Genomic DNA, 20,480 nt, shown 5'->3' on the forward strand with positions numbered 1-20,480 from the left:
CCGGCGGCGATGGGCTCAGTGGGCTTCGGCCAGCCCTCGGCGAACCCGGTTGTAGAGGGTATAGAGCGAGAGCGCGAAGATGACCAGCAAGAGGCCGTTCAGCCAGTTGGCGTCGAGCAGGCCGAAGGCTACGCCGGTGCCCAGCACGCCGAAGGCAAATGCCCGGTCGCTTTTGCCCATCGGCCCGTCGTAGCGCCTGGATGCGCCTGCCAGCGGGCCCATTACCCCGGCGTATTCGCTCACCGTGGCGCTCAGTACCACCAGCACCACCAGGCTCGGCCAGACGCCGGCCAACAGGGCGAAGGGCAGGTAAAGCGCAGCGTCGGCGATCACGTCGCACAGTTCGTTGAGGTAAGCGCCGAGCCTGGATTGCTGGCCGAATTCGCGCGCAAGCATGCCGTCGACGGCATTGAGGGCCATGCGCAGCAGCATCCACACCGGGATCAGCATGAACAGCCAGGTGATGTGGCTGAGGCCTGCCAGCAGCAGGCCCAGCAGGACCGACACCAGGCCGGCGGCGACGGTGACCTGATTGGCGGTGACGCCGCGCTCGTGAAGGCGCTTCACGCCGGGGCGGAGCAGGGCCTGGAAGCGGGGCTTGAGCTGGTAGATCGATGGCACTGGAAACTCCTTTTCTTGGTGCAGCCTGATTGTGGGCAAAGACCCAGCCTGGCGGCAAGCGCGGTCGCCAAATTTGCGCGCCTACACAACCGCGCTGGGCCGGCTGGTCAAGCGCCTGACCAAACCTGCGGCATACCCCGGCAATGCGGCGAAGTCCCGTGCGCACACCAGCAGCCGGCGATTGGCCCAGCTCTCGTGCAGCGCCACCCAGTGCAGCGGCAGCAGCCCTTGCCAGCGCTTCACCGAAGCCAGTGGCACCACCCCCACCCCCGCGCCCCCCGCGACCATGCGCAGCACCCCATCGAAGCCATCGGCCCGCACCCGTACGCGCATTCGCCTGCCCTCACGCAGTGCCTGTTCCTCCAGGTACAACGCCAAGGCGCTGTCAGCCCCCAGCCCGACATGGCCATGGGCGAGGCTGTCGATGAAGCTCGGGGCAGGGTGCGCTGCCAGTGGGTGCTCAACGGGGGTCACCAGCACCAGCGGGTCATCGCGAAACGGCAGGGTCTGCAGATGCTCACTGGGCGCTGCGCTCGAGATGATCCCCAGGTCCGCCATGCCCTGGGTGATCGATTGCACGATGTGCAAGCTCGGCAGCTCCTGGACATCGACACTGACGGCGGGATGGTCGGCGAGGTAGCAGGCCAACAACTCGGGCAGGTATTCGGTCAGCGCCGCCGTGTTGCACAACAGCCGTACCTGGCCTTGCAGGCCCTGGGCATAGTGGGCCAGGTCGAACTGCAGGCGCTCTACCTGCTGCCCGATCAGCCGGGCATGTTGCAGCAACGCCTGGCCGGCTGGGGTCGGCTGTACGCCTCGGCGATTACGCGCGAGTAGCGGTGTACCCAGGGAGGCTTCCATGGCGCGGATACGGGCGCTGGCAGCGGGCAGCGACAGGTGGCTGCGGCGCGCGCCGGCAGTAATGTTGCCGCACTCCAGGGTGTGCCGGAAAAGCGCGAGGTCAATCAGGTCGAAGTGCATGTGCCTCTGTCCTGGCGATAGTCTGGCTGAGTATATGGCAGATTTTCAGCCAGCCAGCCGCACGCCATCATGGCCACATGAATACCGTGATCGCGTTCTATCAGACTCTCGGCCCGGCATTGACTTTGCTGGTGGTGATTACCTTCCTGCTGGCAGGCACCGTCAAAGGTGTCATCGGCCTCGGGCTGCCGACCATCGCCATGGGGCTGCTGGGGCTGGCTATGCCGCCCGCGCAGGCTGCCGCCTTGTTGATCGTACCTTCGACCCTCACCAACCTCTGGCAACTGGCGGCCGGGGGCCATCTGCCGGCGCTGCTGCGGCGGCTGGGGCCAATGCTGGCGATGATCTTCGTCGGCACCCTGGCCGGCAGCGCCTGGTTGGGCATCAACAGCGGCCCCTGGGCGGTGCATGCGCTTGGCGCAGCGCTGGTGGCCTATGCCGTGTATGGGCTGATCGGCCCGGGGCTGAGCGTGGGGCACAGGCGGGAGTGGTGGCTGGGGCCGATCTGCGGGCTGGTGACAGGCGTGGTAACGGCGGCTACCGGGGTGTTCGTGATGCCGGCAGTGCCCTACCTGCAAAGCCTGGGTTTGAACCGTGACGAGATGATCCAGGCGCTTGGCCTGGCGTTCACGGTCTCGACCGTGGCATTGGCCCTGGGCCTGGCCGGGCAGGATGCCCTGGGCGGCCAGGCGCTGGGTGCGTCATTGCTGATGCTGGCGCCAGCGCTGGTGGGCATGCTGGCGGGCCAGTGGTTGCGCCAGCGCATCAGCGCGGCGCTGTTCAAACGCTGCTTCTTCATCGGCCTGGCCGTGCTCGGCGGCCATTTGCTGATCAACGGTTAGCAGAGGCGGCGCTGAGCATGTCGATCAACTGGACATCGAATTCGCGCTCCAGGTAGTCCATGCGCTTTTCGAAGAACGCGGCCATGTGCGGCAGGGCCGAGTGCACATCCAGTGCCGCCTTGTCTGCCCACACCTCGTAGAACACGAACAGGCTGGGGTCGGCCTTGTCGCGCAGCATGTGGTACTCGATACAGCCCGGCTCCTGGCGACTTGGCTCGACATAGGCGCGGAACAAAGTTTCGAAGGCTTCGGCCATTTCCGGGCGGGTCTTGGCTTTGAGGATAAAAGCGTACTGCTCGCTCATGGATCGCTACTCGCTGGTGAATGATGAAACGATTCTAAGGCAATAATGGCTTGGTCATTCGTGATTTCAAGTCAATTGTATTTTGCCTCATGCCTGCTTTTTCCCACGTCTGCGACTCCCTAATCTGCCGGTCATCCATTTGACTCGATCAAGGCAATCAGGCCTCGGATCGACATCGACACATCGAGGCCAGCATGAAAAAGATCCTTTTGCTCAACGGCGGTAAACAGTTCGCTCACTCCGATGGCCGCCTCAACGCGACCCTGCACGAAGCGGCGCTCGCTTATCTGGACCGTGCCGGTTTCGACGTGCGCCACACCTTCATTGACGGTGGCTACGACGTGCAGGAGGAGGTCGAGAAGTTCCTCTGGGCAGATGTGGTGATCTACCAGATGCCCGGTTGGTGGATGGGCGCACCGTGGACGGTGAAGAAGTACATCGATGATGTCTTCACCGAAGGGCACGGCAGCCTGTACGCCAGCGACGGCCGGACCCGCTCGGATGCTTCGCAGAAGTACGGCAGCGGTGGCCTGATCCAGGGCAAGCAGTACATGCTGTCGCTGACCTGGAATGCCCCGCAGCAAGCGTTCGACAACCCTGGCGATTTCTTCGAGGGCAAGGGTGTGGACGCCGTGTACTTCCCGTTCCACAAGGCCAACCAGTTCCTCGGCATGACCGGGTTGCCGACCTTCTTGGCGGTGGATGTAATGAAGCGCCCGGATGTACCAGCGGCGTTGTCCGCTTATGAAGCGCACCTGGGCAAGGTGTTTGGCAAGGCCGCGTAAGCGCCTGTGACAGGGGCTGCACAGTAGCCCCTTGCACAGACCCCACTGACCCGCTATCTATCACCGCACACTCCAGCCAAGGCCAAGCGCGTGAAAACCCGATCCGAAGAACTCCAGGTATTCGTCGCCGTGATCGACTGCGGTTCGATCTCTGCCGCTGCCGAGCAGATGGGCCAGACCCCGTCCGCCGTCAGCCGCACCCTGTCGCGCCTGGAGGCCAAACTCGGCACCACCCTGGTCAACCGCACCACCCGGCGCATGGACCTGACCGAAGAAGGCCGCTTCTTCCTGGCGCGCTCGCGGGTGATCCTGGAACAGATGGACGAGATGGAAGAGCGCCTGTCGATGAACCGCCAGACTGCCACCGGGCGCCTGCGCATCAACGCCGCCGCGCCGTTCATGCTGCACGCCATCCTGCCCTGGATCGGCGAGTTCCGCCGCCAATACCCCGGCATCGAGCTGGAGCTCAACACCGACGACCTGATCATCGACCTGCTGGAGCAAAGCACCGATGTGGCGATCCGCATCGGTGAGCTGGCCGATTCCAGCCTGCACGCCCGCAACCTGGGCTGCAGCCCGGTGCAGGTGCTGGCCAGCCCCGCCTACCTGGAACGCCACGGCACGCCGCAGCACGTCGAAGACCTGGCCAACCACTGCCTGCTGGGGTTCAGCCAGCCTGAGTCACTCAACCACTGGCCGTTGCGCCATGCCCAGGGCGACCGCTGGGCGATCCGCCCCGCGCTGATCGCCTCCAGCGGCGAGACCCTGCGCCAGTTGGCCCTGGCCGGGGAGGGCATCGTCAGCCTGTCGCACTTCATGACCCACGAAGACATCCGCAGCGGCCGCCTGCAGGTGCTGCTGGGCGATGCCAACAACGGGTACCGTCAGCCGATCCATGCGGTGTATTACCGCAACACCCAGCTGGCGCTGCGCATCCAGTGCTTCCTCGACTTCATCCAGCGCAAGCTGGCGATGTACGCCTGCTGAGTTGCCTGAACGCGACAAATGCTGCCCAAAGGCGGCGAAACTTCCTACGTTGGATTGCGCAGTCGACGCGCTTCGGCCTTACTGACTGATCAACAAAAACAACACCAAGGAAGTGTCATGCGTATTGTCCTGTTCCAGTCCATGGCCCTCGGAGCCGCTATCCTGAGCTGTTCCTCGGCCTTTGCGGCCACCCTTGAGGGTGGCGCAGTGGCCGCGCCTGATCAATATGGCGCACAGGTGGCCGCCGATATTCTGAAAAAAGGCGGCAACGCCGTGGACGCCGCCGTGGCAACGGCGTTCACCCTGGCGGTGACCTACCCTGAAGCCGGTAACATCGGCGGCGGTGGCTTCATGACCCTGTTCGTCGACGGCAAACCCTACTTCCTCGACTACCGCGAAGTGGCGCCCAAGGCCGCCAGCCGCAACATGTACCTGGACGACAAGGGCGAAGTGATCGAGAACCTGAGCCTGGTTGGCGTGCGCGCCGCCGGCGTGCCCGGCACGGTGATGGGGTTGTGGGAGGCGCACCAGAAGTTCGGCAAGCTGCCCTGGAGCGAGTTGCTGACCCCGGCCATCGGTTATGCGAAAAACGGCTTCAAGATCGCCGAAAAGCAGTACCAGTACCGCAACGATGCCCAAGGCCTGTTCAAGACCGCGACCAATTTCAACGACTATTTCGGCACCATGAAAGTGGGCGAGCTGTTCAAGCAGCCCGAGATGGCCCAGACCCTCGAACGCATTGCCGACAAGGGCGTGAGCGAGTTCTACCAGGGCAAGACCGCCGACCTGCTGGTGGCGCAGATGCAGGCGGACAAAGGCCTGATCACCAAACAAGACCTCAAGGACTACAAGGCCGTCTGGCGTGAGCCGATGGCCCTGAGCTGGCGTGGCAACGTGGTCTACACCGCGCCGCCGCCAAGCTCTGGCGGTGTGGCCCTGGCCCAACTGCTGGGTATCAAGGAAGACCGTGCGGCGGACTTCAAAGGCGTCGCGCACAACTCTGCGCAGTACATCCACTTGCTGGCCGAGATCGAGAAGCGCGTGTTCGCCGACCGCGCCGACTACCTGGGTGACCCGGCGTTCACCAAGGTGCCGGTGGATCAATTGATTGCCAAGGATTACCTGGCCAAGCGCGCCGCGCAGGTCAACCCCAAGGCCATTTCGGCAACCGACGACGTCAAGCCGGGCCTGGAGCCGCACCAGACCACGCACTTCTCGATCGTCGACAAGCAGGGCAATGCGGTCAGCAACACCTACACCCTCAACCTCGACTACGGCAGTGGTGTGGTGGTCAAGGGCGCCGGCTTCCTGCTCAATGACGAGATGGACGACTTCAGCGCCAAACCGGGGGCGGCCAATGCCTTTGGCGTGGTCGGCGGTGATGCCAACGCCATCGAGCCCGGCAAGCGCATGCTGTCATCCATGAGCCCAAGCCTGATGACCCGCGATGGCAAGGTCGAGCTGGTGATCGGCACGCCGGGCGGTTCGCGGATCTTCACGTCGATCTTCCAGGTGATGAACAACCTGTACGACTACGGCATGCCACTTGAGAAGGCGGTGGCTGCACAGCGTGTGCACCATCAGTTGCTGCCCAAGGACACCCTTTATTTCGACAGCTATGCACCGCTGACCGGGCCGGTAGCGGACGACCTGAAGAAAATGGGTTACGTGCTGGAAGACCAAGGCTGGGAGATGGGCGATATCCAGGCCATTCGGGTGAACGGGGCGAAGCTTGAGACGGCGTCGGACCCGCGTGGGCGCGGGGTGGGGATGGTCGTCAAGTAACATCTGCCAGGGTGCCGGGGAGCCCTTTCGCGGGGCAAGCCCGCTCCCACAACCTGAAAGTTTGTGGGAGCGGGCTTGCCCCGCGAATGCGCTTCAGAGATCAGACACGGAACTGGCTCACCAGCATCTGCAATTGCCCCCCCAACCGCGCCAGCTCAACACTGGACGCCGCCGTCTCGTCACTGGCCGCCGCGGTCTGCTCAGACACATCCCGCACATTCAGAATGCTCCGGCTGATTTCTTCCGCCACCGCGCTCTGCTCTTCCGCCGCCGCCGCAATCTGCTGGTTCATCGACTGAATGTTCGACACCGTGCTGGTGATGTTTTCCAGCGAGGCACCGGCCTTGCGTGCCAGTTCGACGCTGCTGTCGGTCAGGGTACGGCTACCCTGCATGGCCGTGGCCACTTGCTGGGTGCCGTGCTGCAGGCTGGCGATCAGCTCTTCGATCTCTTCGGTGGACTTTTGCGTACGCTGCGCCAGGCCGCGCACTTCGTCGGCGACCACAGCAAAGCCACGGCCCGCCTCGCCGGCACGGGCGGCTTCGATCGCGGCGTTCAGCGCCAGCAGGTTGGTCTGTTCGGCCACCGACTTGATCACGTCCATGACGCTGCCGATCTTCTGGCTTTCCTGCTGCAGCAGGCTCATGGCTTCAGTGGAGCGGTGCACTTCTGCGGCCAGGCGTTCGATCTGGCTGATTGCCTCACCGACCACACGGTCGCCGGCGCGGGCTTCGTCGTCGGCACCGGTGGCGGCATGCGAGGCCTGCTCGGCGTTGCGGGCGACTTCCTGAACGGTTGCCGCCATTTCGTGCATCGCGGTGGCCACCTGGTCGGTTTCGACCTTCTGGCTGTTGGCACCTGCGCTGGTCTGTTCGGTGACGGCCGATAGCTCTTCGGCGGCGCTGGCGATCTGGGTGACGCCGTCGCGGATGCCGCTGATCAGTTCGCGCAGGGTAACGCCCATGCGGGCGATGCCCTGTTGCAGCACGCCCAGTTCATCACGGCGGGTGACACGCAGGTCGTGAGTCAGGTCGCCGCCCGCGATGCGTTCCACTGCTTGCAAGGTTTCCTGCAGCGGGCGGGTGATCTGCCGAGTGATCAGCACCGCTGCCAGCACGCCTACCAGCAATGCCAGCAGGGTCGCGATGGCCTGCAGGCTGCGGGCCTGTGCGCTCTCGATGTCGCGGCGCTCCAGCTGGATCTTGTACAGCGCGTCGCTGGTCTTGACGATGTCGGCACCCTGGACGGTCATTTCTGCGCGTGCGCTGGTGATATCGGCGAGGGCATCGCGGAACTGACGCACGGCGTCACGGTAGGCCAGCACCGACTGTTCGAACTGTTGCAGGCGCGCGTCAGCAGTGGGCAGCTGGCGCTTGAGGTTGTCGACCTCGGCCAATGCCGCTTCGAGCTGGCGCAGGGCAGCCTGCTCGTTGGTCGCGCTGTTGTCGGCAATGTAGCCGCGCACGTCGATGCGCACCTGCAGCAGTTGCTGGCGGGCCTTGCTGATCAGCTGGTACTGGGCCAGGCGCACGCTGTCGCTTTCGGGGCGTGCCATGACGTCCTGGCTGAGGGCGTCCATGGCCTGGTCGGCCTTGGCTGCAGAAACATTCATTGCATCGCGGGCGGCGCGGGTGGCGTTGTAGCCTGCGCGCATGGTGCCCAGCGACACCTTGTACTGGCTGATGGTCTGCCCAAGGTCGTGCAGCAGCTTGACGTTCTCCGGGCTCTTGAACGTGCCGACCAGGCGTTGCTGCTGGTTGCTGAAGGTGTCCAGCTTGGCCAGGGTGTTGGCCGCCGCCGCATCGTCGCCGTTGGCAATCATGTACTGCAGGCGGGCAATGCGCAGGTCGGTCAGGTCCTTGTTGAGCTGGCTGATATCGCTCATCCAGTTGCTGCGGTCGATCAGGCTGCCCAGGCTGGTCCAGCCGGTCAGGGCCAGCAGGCCGGTGAGGATCAGCACCAGGCCGAAGCCCAGGCCGAGTTTGAGGTTGACGCTGATGTTGGCAAACCAGCTGTTCATGCACGCACTCCAGAAGTTGTTTTCGCTCTCTTGATCGTCGATCGCAAGGCGTTGTTGTTCTGGGTGCCCGCTGATTCGTGCAGGGGTTATCGGCAATGAATCTGGAAGCTGAAACGCTTTTTCAGCAGATTTGTAACCGGTCGTCCGGTTGAAACGGGGGCTGCCAGGCAGCCCCGCAGGGTGTTACAGGTTACGCGCACTGAAGGTATCGCAGCTGTTCACTTCGCCCTCGGCAAAGCCTGCCTTGAACCAGCGTACGCGCTGCGCCGAGGTGCCGTGGGTGAAAGAGTCGGGCACCACGCGCCCCTGGCCTTTCTGCTGCAGGCGGTCGTCACCAATGGCGTTGGCCGCATTCAGCGCTTCCTCGACGTCGCCTGGCTCCAGCCAGTTCAGGCGCTTTTGTGCCTGATACGCCCACACCCCGGCCAGGCAATCGGCCTGCAGTTCCTGACGTACCAGCAAGCCGTTGTCGCCCTCCATGCGCTGCCCATTGCGGCGGGCCGCATCAACCTTGGCCGACACGCCGAGCAGGGTCTGCACGTGGTGGCCGATTTCGTGGGCGATGACATAGGCCTGGGCGAAGTCGCCCGCTGCGGCGAAGCGGGTTTCCATCTCGCGGAAGAACGACATGTCCAGGTACACCCGCTGGTCGGCCGGGCAGTAGAACGGGCCCACCGCCGCCGAAGCGAAGCCGCAGGCGGAGTTGACCTGGCCGTTGAATAGCACCAGCTTGGGGTCTCGGTACTGCTTGCCTGCCTGGGAGAACAGCGCCTTCCAGGTGTCTTCGGTGTCACCGAGCACCGAGGCGACGAATTCGGCCTGCTGGTCATTGGCCGGCGGCGCCTTGGTGCCCACGCTACTGGGAGCCTGCTGTTGCTGTTGCATTTGCCCGGTGAGCTGGCCAAGGATCTGCAGCGGGTCTTGCCCGGTGAGCCAGCCGATGCCCACGATCAGCAGGATCGCCCCCAGCCCCAGGCCCTTGCCGCCGCCAAAGCGCATGCCGCCACCACCGCCACCTTCGCCTCGGGCATCGACCACGTTGTCGCTGCGTCGGCCTTTTCGCCATTCCATGAATGCTCTCCGGAGCGTGAAACAAGAAGACAAAGATTAGTTCACCTCAGCGAAAGGTGTCAGCCAAAGGTGTTAATCCATAACCATATGGTTATGTATTGAGAGGCTGATTTCAGTATTCATCCCACGCGAGTTATCCGAAACTGCAAGTCCGCCTGCCACGTACAGGCGTTTTGATAATACCAAGAGAGGAAAACGGCATGCCCGCCCAGGACACCAGCCGCTTCGTGATCCGTGATCGCAACTGGCACCCCAAAGCCCTGACCCCCGACTACAAGACGTCCATTGCCCGCTCCCCGCGCCAGGCACTGGTCAGCATCCCGCAGTCGATCAGCGAAACCACCGGCCCGGATTTCACCCACCTGGGTTTCGGTGCCCACGACCATGACCTGCTGCTGAACTTCAACAACGGTGGCCTGCCAGTCGGTGAGCGCATCATCGTTGCCGGCCGGGTTGTCGACCAGTACGGCAAACCGGTGCCCAACACCTTGGTAGAAATGTGGCAGGCCAACGCCGGCGGCCGCTACCGGCACAAGAACGACCGCTACCTGGCCCCGCTGGACCCGAACTTCGGTGGCGTTGGCCGTTGCCTGACCGACCGCGACGGCTATTACAGCTTCCGCACCATCAAGCCCGGCCCGTACCCATGGCGCAACGGCCCGAATGACTGGCGCCCGGCGCACATTCACTTCGGCATCAGCGGCCCGTCGATCGCCACCAAGCTGATCACCCAGCTGTACTTCGAAGGCGACCCGCTGATCCCGAAGTGCCCGATCGTCAAGTCGATCGTCAACCCCGAGGCCGTGCAGCAGTTGATCGCCAAGCTCGACATGAGCAACGCCAACCCGATGGACTGCCTGGCGTACCGCTTCGACATCGTGCTGCGCGGCCAGCGCAAGACCCACTTCGAAAACTGCTGAGGACCCCGCCATGCCAATCGAACTGCTGCCGGAAACCCCTTCGCAGACTGCCGGCCCCTACGTGCACATCGGCCTGGCCCTGGAAGCGGCCGGCAACCCGACCCGCGACCAGGAAATCTGGAACCGCCTGGCCAAGCCAGAAGCACCGGGTGAACACATTCTGTTGATCGGCCAGGTCTATGACGGTAACGGGCACCTGGTGCGCGATTCGTTCCTGGAGCTGTGGCAGGCCGATGCCGCTGGCCAGTACCAGGACCAATACAACCTGGAAAACGCCTTCAACAGCTTTGGCCGCACCGCCACCACCTTCGATGCCGGTGAATGGACCGTGCAAACGGTGAAGCCGGGTGTGGTGAATAATGCTGCTGGCGTGCCGATGGCGCCGCACATCAACATCAGCCTGTTTGCCCGTGGCATCAACATCCACCTGCACACGCGCCTGTATTTCGACGATGAAGCCGAAGCCAACGCCAAGTGCCCGGTGCTCAACCTGATCGAGCAGCCGCAGCGCCGTGAGACGTTGGTTGCCAAGCGTTGCGAAGTGGATGGGAAGACGGCCTATCGTTTCGATATCCGTATTCAGGGGGAAGGGGAGACGGTGTTCTTCGACTTCTGAGTGAAGCTTGGGGCCGCAAGGCGGCCCCGGCCTCTCAACCTTTGACCGGTTTCAGGTCAAAGGCATCGGCCTGATACTGGAACAACAGGCAATCGGCAGCCGCCGTGCAGCCACTTTCATGCACCAGGTCGGCTGGCAGTTTGTAGTAGGCCCCGGCCGGGTACTCGGTGCGCTTGCCATCGATCACTGCGTAGAACGTCCCGCTCAATACCACTGTCGGCAAGGTCTGGCTGTGCTGGTGCAGGCCGTTGTCGGTGCCTTTTCTGAATTTCACATACGCCGAATACGGCCCCTTGCCGAAGATATCGCCTTCGACGTTGGCGTAGCTGACGGCGCCGCGGGTGTTGGGCACGTCCTGCCACTTCAGGGCAGCGTTGTCAGGGACCGAAACGGTTTGTTCTGCTGCATGGGCGACGATTGCCACAGCGCTGAGCGCGATGCCGGTGATAACTGCCTGCAATGATTTCATAATGAGTCCTCTTCGCTGAAGTAACGTGCAGCGTAGGTTAATGAATCATCAAGAGCACAAATACGGCCTCAACTCCGCAAGACTTGTGCAGATAAAGCACAAGTCAGCCCTGCCACCTGGGCGTTGCGTAGTAATGCTGCACGTAATCCAGCAGCGCACGCACCTTGGGCGCCAGGTAACGGCTCTGTGGGTAAACCGCGAACAGGCTGCGCGCCGGCTGCCGCCAATGGCTCAGCACTTGAACCAGGCGCCCGTCGCGCAGCGCATCATCGACGATGAAACGGTCGAAACTGGCGATGCCCAGGGCGCCGATGGCGGCGGCGCGCAGGGCCATGGGGGAGTTGGCGCTCACGCGCCGGGGCATCAGGATTTCACGCTGCTCGCCCGCGTCGTTGGCCACCTGCAAGCGTTGCGGGTGCAGCAACTGGCTGTAGCCGAGCAACGGGTGGCCGGCCAGGTCGTCGGGTGAGGCGGGCGTACCGTGGCGTTGCAGGTAGCGCGGTGCGGCCACCAGCAGGACTTCACTGGTGGCCAGGCGGCGTGCCACCAGGCTGGAGTCAGGCAGGTGGTCGGTGACCCGCAGGCACACATCGATCTCCTCCTCCAGCAGGTCAACGAAACGATCGCTGCAGTGCAGCTCGATCTGCAGTTGTGGATGGCGCTCGACAAAATCCGGCAACCAACGCCCCAGTTCCAGTTCGCCAAAGGCGGTGGCAACGCCCAGGCGCAAGGTGCCGGCAGGTTGCTGCTGATGCTCGGACAGTTCCAGGGTCATCGCCTGCATCTGTTCGAGGATCTGCACGCAATGGCGATAGAACAGCGCACCGGCTTCGGTGAGGTGCAGGCGGCGGGTGGTACGGGTGAGCAACTGCGTGCCGAGGTGGCGTTCGAGGTGCTTCACCTGGCGTGACAGCACGGTGTGCGAGACGCCGGCCTGGTTGGCGGCGGCGCTGAAGCTGCCGAGGTCGACGACCCGGCGGAAGGTGTGCATGGCACTGAACTGGTCCATCGGCGCAACTCTCCTGGCAGTGTGCGTTGGGGCCGGCCAGGCCCCAACGCGACACGGATCAGCGCCGAACCAGCAGCACCCCGCTTTCCATGTGATGGGTATACGGGAACTGGTCGAACAGCGCGCAGCGTTCGATACGGTGGGTATCTTGCAGCTGGGCGATGTTCGCCGCCAGCGTTTCCGGGTTGCACGAGATGTACAGGATGCGCTCGAAACGCCGGGTCAGCTCGCAGGTGTCCGGGTCCATGCCGGCACGCGGCGGGTCGACGAACACGGTGCCAAACGCATAGCTTTTCAGGTCGATGCCTTCCAGCCGGCGGAACGGGCGCACCTCGTTCAGTGCCTGGGTCAGCTCTTCAGCCGACAGCCGCACCAGCCGCACGTTATCCACACCGTTCTCATCGAGGTTGCTCAACGCGGCATTGACCGACGTCTTGCTGATCTCGGTGGCCAGCACCTGGCGCACGCGGGTGGCCAGCGGCAGGGTGAAGTTGCCATTGCCGCAGTACAGCTCCAGCAGGTCATCGTCGCGCTCGCCAATGGCGTCGTAGGCCCAGCTCAGCATCTTCTGGTTCACCGCGCCGTTGGGCTGGGTGAACGCGCCTTCTGGCTGGCGGTAGCTGAATACGCGGCCCGCCACGTCCAGTTGCTCCACCGCATAATCACGGCCTATCACCAGGCGCTTGCCCTTGGAGCGGCCGATCAGGCTCACCCCCAAGTCTTCGGCCAGCTGCCGTGCGGCCACTTCCCAGGCCTCGTCCAGCGGGCGGTGGTAGCACATCGTGACCATCGCATCGCCCGCCAGGGTGGTAAGGAACTCCACCTGGAACAGCCGGTTGCTCAGTGCCTCGCTGGCCTGCCAGGCCGCCTTGAGGCGCGGCATCAGCAGGTTGATGCGCTCGCTGGCGATGGGGAAGTCTTCGATCAGGATTGCCTTGTGCTTCTCGCCTGGGGCGAACATCGCGTAGTGGCGCTGACCGTCCTCGCGCCACAGGCGGAACTCGGCGCGCAGGCGGTAGTGCTCGCGCGGCGAATCGAAAACAGCCGGTTCCGGCGCGCCAAACGGCGCCAGCAGCTCACGCAGCCGGGCAACCTTGGCGTCCAGCTGGGTGGCGTAGGAGGAGGGGTCGAAAGCAGCACTCATGCGTTGAACCAGCCCAGCTTGATGACGAACAGGATGGAAAGGATCACCAGGGCCGGGTTCAGGTCGCGGTGGCGGCCGGAAATCAGCTTGATGGCAGTCCAGGAAATGAAGCCGAAGGCGATGCCGTTGGCGATCGAGTAGGTCAGTGGCATGGCCAGGGCCGTCACCACCACGGGCGCGGCTTCGGTGACGTCGTCCCAGTTTATTTCCGCCAGGCCCGAAGCCATCAGTACGGCGACGAACAGCAGCGCCGGTGCCGTGGCGAAGGCCGGTACGCTACCGGCCAGCGGTGCGAAGAACAGCGCCAGCAGGAACAGCACGGCCACCACGATGGCGGTCAGGCCGGTACGCCCGCCCGCGCTCACGCCGGCAGCCGATTCGATGTAGCTGGTGGTGGTCGAGGTGCCCAGCAGCGAACCGGCCATGGCCGCGGTGCTGTCGGCGATCAGGGCGCGGCCCATCTTCGGCATGTGGCCGTCCTTGCCCATCAGGCCGGCGCGCTTGGCCACGGCGATCAGGGTGCCAGAGTTGTCGAACAGGTCGACGAACAGGAAGGCGAAGATCACGCTGATCAGGCCCACATCGAGGGCACCGGCGATGTCCAGTTGCAGGAAGGTCGGTGCCAGCGAAGGGGGCATCGACACGATGCCGCCGAACGGCGTGACGCCCATCGCGATCGACGCGACAGTGACGGCCAGGATGCCGATCAGCACCGCGCCGCGCACCTTCAGCGACTCAAGGCCGACGATCAGGAAGAAGCCCAGCGTGGCGAGGAGCACCGAGGGCTGCTTGAGGTCGCCCATACCCACCAGGGTGGCCGGGTTATCGACGACGATGCCCGCGTTATGCAGGGCAATCAATGCCAGGAACAAGCCGATGCCAGCGGCGATGGCCGAGCGCAGCGGCAGCGGGATGCTGTTCACGATCCATTCGCGGATGCGGAAGATCGACAACAGGAAGAACATCACCGCCGACAGGAACACCGCACCCAGCGCAACCTGCCAGGTATGGCCCATGTGCAGCACCACGGTGTAGGTGAAGAAGGCGTTCAGGCCCATGCCCGGCGCCAGCGCGATCGGGTAGTTGGCGATCAGGCCCATGGTCGCCGAACCAATGGCCGCGGCCAGGCAGGTGGCGACGAAGATCGCACCTTTGTCCATGCCGGTCTCGCCCAGGATGCTGGGGTTGACGAACAGGATGTAGGCCATGGCCAGGAAGGTGGTGACGCCCGCAAGAATCTCGGTGCGCACATTGGTGTCGTGTGCTTTTAGTTGAAACAGCCTTTCCAGCATGCCCGCTCCCCAAGGCGCCCCCGGCGCCGTGATATGTATCGACCCCATCAGCAAAGCACAGACCGTACCGGTTGCCGTGGTTTTATCTGGGGCGGAAAAAAGCCGCGCATCATACCAGCATGCTCGGCAGGGGCCTATGGGCTTCGGGGAATGGCTTTTCCATCGCCTGTGGTAGTGGGTTTAGCTGTGAAGAGGCCAGTACCGCCGAGCCATCAACCGCTGTGCAAGCGGTCGCGCTTGGCCAGGGTCGGGAACAATTTTATCCACACCCCGGTCACCACCAGCGTGCCCACGCCCCCCAGCACTACCGCCGGCACTGTGCCAAACCAGTGCGCGGTGACCCCCGATTCGAATTCACCGAGCTGGTTCGAGGCACCGATGAACAACCCGTTCACAGCGCTCACCCGCCCGCGCATCTCATCCGGCGTTTCCAGTTGCACGAACGAACTGCGAATGACCATGCTGATCATGTCCGCCGCACCCAGTACCACCAGCACCGCCAGCGAGAACCAGAACGACGTCGACAGGCCGAATGCGATGGTCGCCACGCCAAACACGCCCACGGCGGTGAACATGGTGCGGCCTACCTTGCGCTCGAACGGGAAGCGCGCCAGCCACAGCGACATCAGCAACGCCCCCACCGCCGGTGCCGAGCGCAGCAGGCCCAGGCCCCATGGGCCGGTCAGCAGGATGTCCTTGGCGAACACCGGCAACAACGCGGTGGCACCGCCCAGCAACACGGCGAACAGGTCCAGCGAGATGGCGCCAAGGATGTCTGGCCGGCTGCGGATGAAGCGGATGCCGGCCAGCAGCGACTCCAGGCTGGCACGGCCACGCTGGGCCACTTGCTGGCGTGCGTCCAGGCTCAATGTCAGTGCACAGGCAATGGCGTACAGCGCCACGGTCGGGCCATACACCCAGATACTGCCAAAGGCATACAGCAACCCGCCCACCGCCGGGGCGACGATGGTGGCTGCCTGGGTCGCCGAGGCCGAGGCTGCCACCGCCCGTGGGAACAACCCCGGCGGCACCACATTGGGCAGCAGGGCCTGGGTGGCCGGCATCTCGAACGAGCGCGTGGCGCCCAGCAGGAAGGCCAGGGCGAAGATCAGCTCGCGGCTGACATTGTCGGTGGCGCTGCCCACTACCAGCGCCAGGGCAATCAGCCCCTGCAGGCTTTGGCACAGGGCCGCGACCTTGCGCCGGTCATAGCGGTCGGCGACATGCCCGGTGTGCAGCATGAACAGCACCCTTGGGGCGAATTCGACCAGGCCGACCAGGCCCAGGTCGAGCACATTGCCGGTGAGCTGGTAGAGGTGCCAGCCAATGGCCACGGTGAGCATCTGGAAGCCGCTGGCAGTGAACACACGGGCCAGCCAGAAGGCGAGGAAGGGGCGATGATGGCGCAACAACTGCGGTGCGGAATCGGACATCGGAAACCTGTGGCCTCGGCGCAGTAGAGGGGCCGGCAGATTATCATCTGTTTGTAACAAGCAGTTACTGGTTGCCGTGATCGGCACTTTTTCACACGTTCTGAAAGAGGGTGGGGCAACAGGTCACGCGGCAATCAACCACACGGCCTGGCTGGCTATTCAGGACTATGCTTGCAGTCAGTCGTTGATCTGGATCAATCGTTGTATTTGCAACGAACCGGCAACGATGTGGCCCTTGGGCCGGAATCCCTGCGATTGCACAGAACAATTCAAACTCGCCGCACTCGATACCGTGGGGGCAGTAGGCGCAAAGGCCACGAGCCCGAACGCCGGATTATCTGAAGAGGAAGCACTATGTTCGGTTTAGAGGCCCTAGATCTCGCCCGAATCCAGTTTGCGTTTACCGTGTCCTTTCACATCCTGTTCCCGGCCATCACCATTGGCCTGGCGAGCTATCTGGCGGTCCTTGAAGGCCTTTGGCTGCGGACCCACCACCAGGTCTACCGTGACCTATACCACTTCTGGTCGAAGATCTTCGCCGTCAACTTCGGCATGGGCGTGGTCTCTGGCCTGGTCATGGCCTATCAGTTCGGCACCAACTGGAGCCGCTTCTCCGATTTTGCCGGCGCCGTCACCGGCCCCTTGCTGACTTATGAGGTGCTGACGGCGTTCTTCCTCGAGGCAGGCTTCCTGGGCGTCATGCTGTTTGGCTGGAACCGTGTGGGCCGTGGCCTGCACTTCTTTGCCACGGTCATGGTGGCGCTCGGCACGCTGGTCTCGACCTTCTGGATCCTGGCATCCAACAGCTGGATGCAGACCCCGCAAGGTCACGAAATCATTGATGGCCGGGTGGTGCCGGTGGACTGGCTGGCGGTGATCTTCAACCCCTCGTTCCCCTACCGGCTGATGCACATGGCCACCGCCGCGTTCGTCGCCACCGCCTTCTTCGTCGGTGCATCGGCGGCCTGGCACCTGCTGCGTGGGCGTGACAACCCGGCCGTGCGCAAGATGCTGTCGATGGCCATGTGGATGGCGCTGATCGTCGCGCCGGTCCAGGCGGTGATCGGTGACTTCCACGGCCTCAACACGCTCAAGCACCAGCCCGTGAAGATCGCGGCCATCGAAGGCCATTGGGAGAACGTGCCGGGCGAGCCGACCCCGCTGATCCTGTTCGGCATCCCCGACATGAAAGCCGAGACCACGCGCTTCAAGGTCGAGATCCCGGCCCTTGGCAGCCTGATCCTGACTCACAGCCTGGACAAGCAAGTGCCGGCGATGAAGGAATTCCCGGCGGCGGATCGGCCCAACTCGACCATCGTGTTCTGGTCGTTCCGGGTCATGGTCGGGCTGGGCTTGCTGATGATCTTCGTTGGCCTGTGGAGCCTGTGGCTGCGCAAGCGCGGCACGCTCTACAGCTCCAGGCCGTTCCTGTACCTGACCCTGTGGATGGGCCCCTCTGGCCTGATCGCCATCCTGGCGGGCTGGTTCACCACCGAAATCGGCCGCCAGCCGTGGGTGGTGTATGGCCTGATGCGCACCTCCGAAGGGGTGTCCAACCACAGTTATGTGCAGCTCGGCTTTACCCTGGTGGCGTTCGTGGTGGTGTACTTCGCGCTGTTCGGCACCGGCCTTGGCTACATGATGCGCCTGGTGCGCAAAGGGCCGCAGACGGGCGAGGGTGATGAACCCAACCCGGGTGGCCCAGGCCAGAAACGCACGCCGGCGCGGCCGTTGTCCGCCGCCGATGATGGCCATGAGGCCGACACTGCCAGCCTGAGCAAGGGGAACTGAGCCATGGGTATCGACCTTCCGCTGATCTGGGCCGTGATCATCATCTTCGGCGTCATGATGTACGTGGTGATGGATGGTTTCGACTTGGGCATCGGCATGCTCTTCCCCTTCGTCAAGGGCGAGCGTGACCGTGATGTGATGATGAACACCGTCGCCCCGGTATGGGACGGCAACGAGACCTGGCTGGTGCTGGGTGGCGCCGGGCTGTTCGGGGCCTTCCCGATGGCCTATTCGGTGGTGCTTGAAGCCTTGTACCTGCCGCTGATCCTGATGCTGATCGGGCTGATCTTCCGTGGCGTGGCCTTCGAGTTCCGCTTCAAGGCCAAGGACGACAAGCGCCACATCTGGGACAAGGCGTTCATCTGGGGTTCGCTGATCGCCACCTTCTTCCAGGGGGTTGCCCTGGGCGCGTTCATCGAGGGCTTCAAGGTGGTCGACCGCCACTATGCCGGTGGCACGCTCGACTGGCTGACCCCGTTCAGCCTGTTCAGCGGCCTCGGCCTGATCGTCGCCTACACCCTGCTGGGCTGCACCTGGCTGATCATGAAGACCGAAGGGCCGCTGCAACTGCAGATGCATGACCTGGCAAGGCCGCTGGCGCTGGTGCTGCTGGTGGTGATCGGTATCGTCAGCCTGTGGACGCCGATCGCCTACCCGCAGATTGCCGATCGCTGGTTCAGCATGCCCAACCTGATCTGGTTCATGCCGGTGCCGATCCTGGTGCTGGTGACCTTCTACGGGTTGCTCAAGGCAGTCGCTCGCAATGCCAACTACACGCCGTTCCTGCTGACCCTGGTGCTGGTGTTCCTCGGCTATAGCGGCCTGGGCATCAGTGTGTGGCCGAACATCATCCCGCCGTCGATCTCGATCTGGGATGCCGCGGCGCCGCCGCAGAGCCAAGGGTTCATGCTGGTGGGGACGTTGTTCATCCTGCCGTTCATCCTTGGCTATACCTTCTGGAGCTACTACGTGTTCCGCGGCAAGGTGACCCACGAAGACGGCTATCACTAGGAGGGCCGCATGATGACCGGCAAGCATGGTGTAGAAGAGAAAAAGCCCTTGTGGCAGCGGCTGGGTTGGCTGGTGCTGATCTGGGCGATGAGCGTGGCGGCCCTGGGGGTGGCGGCCTGGGTAATGCGGCTGTTCATGGGGGCAGCCGGCCTGACTACCCATTAAAGGGGCTGGGGCCGCCAAGCGGCCCCAGCCACTTACTTGCGGGCCTTGAGAATCACGAACTTCGGCGTCGCCGCCACCTGTTCCACCCCTCGGAACAGCCGCGCCAGCTTGCTGTGGTAACCCAGGTGACGGTTACCGACGATATACAACGCACCGCCCACCACCAGTGCCTCCCGGGCCTGCTGGAACATGCGCCAGGCGAGGAAGTCGCCCACCACCTGTTGCTGGTGGAACGGCGGGTTGCACAGCACCACGTCCAGCGACTGCTTTTCTACCCCCGCCAAACCATCGGCCGCCAGCATCAATGCCGGGCGCTCGCCCAGTGCCGCCTGCCAGTTTTCCCGCGCCGATTGCACCGCCATGTACGACTCGTCGACCAGCGTGTAATGCGCCTCGGGGTTGGCCAGTGCGCTGGCGATCGCCAGGACGCCGTTGCCGCAGCCAAGGTCGGCAACACGGGCCTGGCCCAGGTTGCGCGGCAGGTGCGGGAGAAAGGCACGGGTGCCGATATCCAGGCCATCGCGGCAGAACACGTTGGCGTGGTTGACCAGCTCAAGGGCCGGCGTTTCGAGCTGATAGCGGCTAGGGTAGGGCGAGCGCGCGGCCGGGCGGTCGGCAACGGTGGCTGTCAGCAGTCGGGCCTTCTTTTGCGCCAGCGAGGCCTGAACCGGGCCGATGTACTTTTCCATCAGCTCACCGGCGGCACGGGGCAGGTGCTTGATCATCGCCCCGGCAACCACCTGCGCGCCGGGCGCCAGGTGGCCCTGCAGGCGAATGAGCTGCTCCTCGAGCAAGGCCAGGGTCTTCGGCACGCGTACCAGCACCCGGTCGAACGGGCCTTGCCACGGTTCGCTGGCCGGTACGAACGGCACGCTGTCGAACGGCTTGCCGTTGCGCGCGAGGTTTTTTTCCAGGGCCAGGTGCGCCAGGTGCGAATCGCCACTGCTGGTCACTGCAAGCTGCCCGGCCAGGCTGGCGGCCAGGGCACCGAAGCTGTCATTGAGCACCAATACCCGGCAGCTGGCGTCAGGCGCCTGCTCATGCAAGTGCGCGAGCAGGTACTCGTCAGCGGCGTCGAATGCCTGCAGAGGGTCGTTGGCCTGGTCCGGCTGGCGGATCAGGTCGAGTTCGGCGTAGGGGGTGGTCAACAAGGGCATGGCGTCTGGCTCGGGTACGAATCTGCCCGTTGCGGATCGCCACGGGCTTTGCCGCGCCATTCTACAGGGCTTTGCCG

Annotated in this window: 20 protein-coding genes and 1 pseudogene; 9 read left to right on the forward strand and 12 right to left on the reverse strand. The window is 63.9% G+C overall.

Annotated elements, in window-relative coordinates; genetic code table 11:
* Nucleotides 1–15: 15 nt before the first annotated feature.
* Together DJ563_RS25010 and DJ563_RS25015 are read right to left on the reverse strand one after the other, a co-directional pair.
* On the reverse strand, nucleotides 16–621 hold the full coding sequence (locus DJ563_RS25010; RefSeq protein WP_434518513.1) for a CDP-alcohol phosphatidyltransferase family protein: 606 nt from the start codon (nucleotides 619–621) through the stop codon (nucleotides 16–18).
* Between the two features lie 81 nt (nucleotides 622–702).
* On the reverse strand, nucleotides 703–1,602 hold the full coding sequence (locus tag DJ563_RS25015; RefSeq protein WP_274099064.1) for a LysR family transcriptional regulator: 900 nt from the start codon (nucleotides 1,600–1,602) through the stop codon (nucleotides 703–705).
* A gap of 77 nt (nucleotides 1,603–1,679) precedes the next feature.
* On the opposite strand from DJ563_RS25015, the gene DJ563_RS25020 reads away from it, so the two are divergent.
* Entirely contained in the window at nucleotides 1,680–2,444 is a 765-nt protein-coding gene (locus tag DJ563_RS25020) for a sulfite exporter TauE/SafE family protein (protein WP_434518514.1), read from the forward strand.
* On the opposite strand, the gene DJ563_RS25025 is transcribed toward DJ563_RS25020, so the two are convergent.
* The gene (locus tag DJ563_RS25025; RefSeq protein WP_033702960.1) at nucleotides 2,434–2,748 is read right to left on the reverse strand and encodes a putative quinol monooxygenase; all 315 of its coding nucleotides are present in this window, start codon (nucleotides 2,746–2,748) and stop codon (nucleotides 2,434–2,436) included. The two genes, DJ563_RS25020 and DJ563_RS25025, sit on opposite strands and share 11 nt — an antisense overlap.
* A 194-nt stretch (nucleotides 2,749–2,942) precedes the next feature.
* Here DJ563_RS25025 and DJ563_RS25030 point away from each other — a divergent pair, with 194 nt between their 5' ends.
* From DJ563_RS25030 to ggt, 3 genes are all read left to right on the forward strand, one after another.
* A complete protein-coding gene (locus tag DJ563_RS25030) occupies nucleotides 2,943–3,533 on the forward strand; it encodes an NAD(P)H-dependent oxidoreductase (RefSeq protein WP_274099068.1) in 591 nt (196 codons plus the stop codon).
* 90 nt (nucleotides 3,534–3,623) lie between these two features.
* Nucleotides 3,624–4,520, forward strand: coding sequence for a LysR family transcriptional regulator (locus tag DJ563_RS25035; protein WP_274099069.1), 897 nt, complete (start codon nucleotides 3,624–3,626; stop codon nucleotides 4,518–4,520).
* Nucleotides 4,521–4,637: 117 nt separating this feature from the next.
* Nucleotides 4,638–6,305 carry a gamma-glutamyltransferase gene (gene ggt, locus DJ563_RS25040; protein ID WP_186658906.1) on the forward strand — a complete coding sequence of 556 codons (1,668 nt, stop codon included), beginning with the start codon at nucleotides 4,638–4,640 and terminating at the stop codon, nucleotides 6,303–6,305.
* A 100-nt stretch (nucleotides 6,306–6,405) separates the two neighbouring features.
* Here the strand turns inward: ggt and DJ563_RS25045 are convergent, their stop codons facing one another.
* From DJ563_RS25045 to ypfJ, 3 genes and pseudogenes are all read right to left on the reverse strand, one after another.
* Nucleotides 6,406–7,269, reverse strand: coding sequence for a methyl-accepting chemotaxis protein (locus tag DJ563_RS25045; RefSeq protein WP_434519749.1), 864 nt, complete (start codon nucleotides 7,267–7,269; stop codon nucleotides 6,406–6,408).
* Nucleotides 7,264–8,325, reverse strand: a pseudogene (locus DJ563_RS25050) (methyl-accepting chemotaxis protein); the annotation flags it as partial. The gene DJ563_RS25045 and the pseudogene DJ563_RS25050, both read right to left, overlap by 6 nt.
* Nucleotides 8,326–8,508: 183 nt before the next feature.
* Nucleotides 8,509–9,396, reverse strand: a complete 888-nt coding sequence (gene ypfJ, locus DJ563_RS25055; RefSeq protein WP_095064169.1) for a KPN_02809 family neutral zinc metallopeptidase — start codon at nucleotides 9,394–9,396, stop codon at nucleotides 8,509–8,511.
* A gap of 200 nt (nucleotides 9,397–9,596) precedes the next feature.
* On the opposite strand from ypfJ, the gene pcaH reads away from it, so the two are divergent.
* Both pcaH and pcaG read left to right on the forward strand, forming a co-directional pair.
* Nucleotides 9,597–10,316 carry a protocatechuate 3,4-dioxygenase subunit beta gene (gene pcaH / locus DJ563_RS25060; protein ID WP_274100089.1) on the forward strand — a complete coding sequence of 240 codons (720 nt, stop codon included), beginning with the start codon at nucleotides 9,597–9,599 and terminating at the stop codon, nucleotides 10,314–10,316.
* A gap of 10 nt (nucleotides 10,317–10,326) precedes the next feature.
* Nucleotides 10,327–10,932, forward strand: a complete 606-nt coding sequence (pcaG, locus tag DJ563_RS25065) for a protocatechuate 3,4-dioxygenase subunit alpha (protein WP_033702952.1) — start codon at nucleotides 10,327–10,329, stop codon at nucleotides 10,930–10,932.
* A gap of 34 nt (nucleotides 10,933–10,966) precedes the next feature.
* Here the strand turns inward: pcaG and DJ563_RS25070 are convergent, their stop codons facing one another.
* The 5 genes from DJ563_RS25070 to DJ563_RS25090 all read right to left on the reverse strand — a co-directional run bounded on the left by DJ563_RS25070 (nucleotide 10,967) and on the right by DJ563_RS25090 (nucleotide 16,279).
* Nucleotides 10,967–11,401, reverse strand: a complete 435-nt coding sequence (locus tag DJ563_RS25070; RefSeq protein ID WP_274100088.1) for a cupin domain-containing protein — start codon at nucleotides 11,399–11,401, stop codon at nucleotides 10,967–10,969.
* A gap of 103 nt (nucleotides 11,402–11,504) precedes the next feature.
* A complete protein-coding gene (locus DJ563_RS25075) occupies nucleotides 11,505–12,410 on the reverse strand; it encodes a LysR family transcriptional regulator (RefSeq protein ID WP_434518515.1) in 906 nt (301 codons plus the stop codon).
* A 58-nt stretch (nucleotides 12,411–12,468) separates the two neighbouring features.
* Nucleotides 12,469–13,554 carry a tRNA (uridine(54)-C5)-methyltransferase TrmA gene (gene trmA / locus DJ563_RS25080; RefSeq protein WP_434518516.1) on the reverse strand — a complete coding sequence of 362 codons (1,086 nt, stop codon included), beginning with the start codon at nucleotides 13,552–13,554 and terminating at the stop codon, nucleotides 12,469–12,471.
* Nucleotides 13,551–14,846, reverse strand: coding sequence for an NCS2 family permease (locus tag DJ563_RS25085; protein ID WP_274100085.1), 1,296 nt, complete (start codon nucleotides 14,844–14,846; stop codon nucleotides 13,551–13,553). Before DJ563_RS25085 ends, trmA begins: the two co-directional genes overlap by 4 nt.
* Nucleotides 14,847–15,058: 212 nt before the next feature.
* Nucleotides 15,059–16,279 (reverse strand): MFS transporter, encoded by a 1,221-nt coding sequence (locus DJ563_RS25090; RefSeq protein ID WP_274100084.1) that lies wholly within the window; start codon nucleotides 16,277–16,279, stop codon nucleotides 15,059–15,061.
* Nucleotides 16,280–16,633: 354 nt separating this feature from the next.
* Here DJ563_RS25090 and DJ563_RS25095 point away from each other — a divergent pair, with 354 nt between their 5' ends.
* From DJ563_RS25095 to DJ563_RS25105, 3 genes are read left to right on the forward strand one after another with little or no spacing between them, the layout of a single operon-like run.
* Complete coding sequence (locus DJ563_RS25095; protein ID WP_434518517.1) at nucleotides 16,634–18,070, forward strand: cytochrome ubiquinol oxidase subunit I; 1,437 nt, start codon at nucleotides 16,634–16,636, stop codon at nucleotides 18,068–18,070.
* Nucleotides 18,071–18,073: 3 nt separating this feature from the next.
* Nucleotides 18,074–19,081: a cytochrome d ubiquinol oxidase subunit II gene (cydB, locus tag DJ563_RS25100; RefSeq protein ID WP_274100082.1), complete on the forward strand. Its 1,008-nt coding sequence runs from the start codon at nucleotides 18,074–18,076 to the stop codon at nucleotides 19,079–19,081.
* Nucleotides 19,082–19,090: 9 nt separating this feature from the next.
* Complete coding sequence (locus DJ563_RS25105) at nucleotides 19,091–19,246, forward strand: DUF2474 domain-containing protein (protein WP_033702943.1); 156 nt, start codon at nucleotides 19,091–19,093, stop codon at nucleotides 19,244–19,246.
* Nucleotides 19,247–19,278: 32 nt separating this feature from the next.
* Here the strand turns inward: DJ563_RS25105 and DJ563_RS25110 are convergent, their stop codons facing one another.
* A complete protein-coding gene (locus DJ563_RS25110; RefSeq protein WP_434518518.1) occupies nucleotides 19,279–20,403 on the reverse strand; it encodes a methyltransferase in 1,125 nt (374 codons plus the stop codon).
* Between the last annotated feature and the right edge of the window lie 77 nt (nucleotides 20,404–20,480).

The organism is Pseudomonas sp. NFX1 (assembly GCF_051123555.1).
Taxonomy (GTDB): domain Bacteria; phylum Pseudomonadota; class Gammaproteobacteria; order Pseudomonadales; family Pseudomonadaceae; genus Aquipseudomonas; species Aquipseudomonas capeferrum.

Bases quoted from the DNA above. Each gene is read 5' to 3' on its own strand.
- DJ563_RS25075 (WP_434518515.1), bottom strand. From the start codon at position 12,410: ATGGACCAGTTCAGTGCCATGCACACCTTCCGCCGGGTCGTCGACCTC.
- pcaG (WP_033702952.1), top strand. From the start codon at position 10,327: ATGCCAATCGAACTGCTGCCGGAAACCCCTTCGCAGACTGCCGGCCCC.
- cydB (WP_274100082.1), top strand. From the start codon at position 18,074: ATGGGTATCGACCTTCCGCTGATCTGGGCCGTGATCATCATCTTCGGC.
- DJ563_RS25020 (WP_434518514.1), top strand. From the start codon at position 1,680: ATGAATACCGTGATCGCGTTCTATCAGACTCTCGGCCCGGCATTGACT.
- DJ563_RS25015 (WP_274099064.1), bottom strand. From the start codon at position 1,602: ATGCACTTCGACCTGATTGACCTCGCGCTTTTCCGGCACACCCTGGAG.
- DJ563_RS25025 (WP_033702960.1), bottom strand. From the start codon at position 2,748: ATGAGCGAGCAGTACGCTTTTATCCTCAAAGCCAAGACCCGCCCGGAA.
- ggt (WP_186658906.1), top strand. From the start codon at position 4,638: ATGCGTATTGTCCTGTTCCAGTCCATGGCCCTCGGAGCCGCTATCCTG.
- DJ563_RS25110 (WP_434518518.1), bottom strand. From the start codon at position 20,403: ATGCCCTTGTTGACCACCCCCTACGCCGAACTCGACCTGATCCGCCAG.
- DJ563_RS25095 (WP_434518517.1), top strand. From the start codon at position 16,634: ATGTTCGGTTTAGAGGCCCTAGATCTCGCCCGAATCCAGTTTGCGTTT.
- trmA (WP_434518516.1), bottom strand. From the start codon at position 13,554: ATGAGTGCTGCTTTCGACCCCTCCTCCTACGCCACCCAGCTGGACGCC.
- pcaH (WP_274100089.1), top strand. From the start codon at position 9,597: ATGCCCGCCCAGGACACCAGCCGCTTCGTGATCCGTGATCGCAACTGG.
- DJ563_RS25070 (WP_274100088.1), bottom strand. From the start codon at position 11,401: ATGAAATCATTGCAGGCAGTTATCACCGGCATCGCGCTCAGCGCTGTG.
- ypfJ (WP_095064169.1), bottom strand. From the start codon at position 9,396: ATGGAATGGCGAAAAGGCCGACGCAGCGACAACGTGGTCGATGCCCGA.
- DJ563_RS25030 (WP_274099068.1), top strand. From the start codon at position 2,943: ATGAAAAAGATCCTTTTGCTCAACGGCGGTAAACAGTTCGCTCACTCC.
- DJ563_RS25105 (WP_033702943.1), top strand. From the start codon at position 19,091: ATGATGACCGGCAAGCATGGTGTAGAAGAGAAAAAGCCCTTGTGGCAG.
- DJ563_RS25045 (WP_434519749.1), bottom strand. From the start codon at position 7,269: ATGGGCGTTACCCTGCGCGAACTGATCAGCGGCATCCGCGACGGCGTC.
- DJ563_RS25085 (WP_274100085.1), bottom strand. From the start codon at position 14,846: ATGCTGGAAAGGCTGTTTCAACTAAAAGCACACGACACCAATGTGCGC.
- DJ563_RS25090 (WP_274100084.1), bottom strand. From the start codon at position 16,279: ATGTCCGATTCCGCACCGCAGTTGTTGCGCCATCATCGCCCCTTCCTC.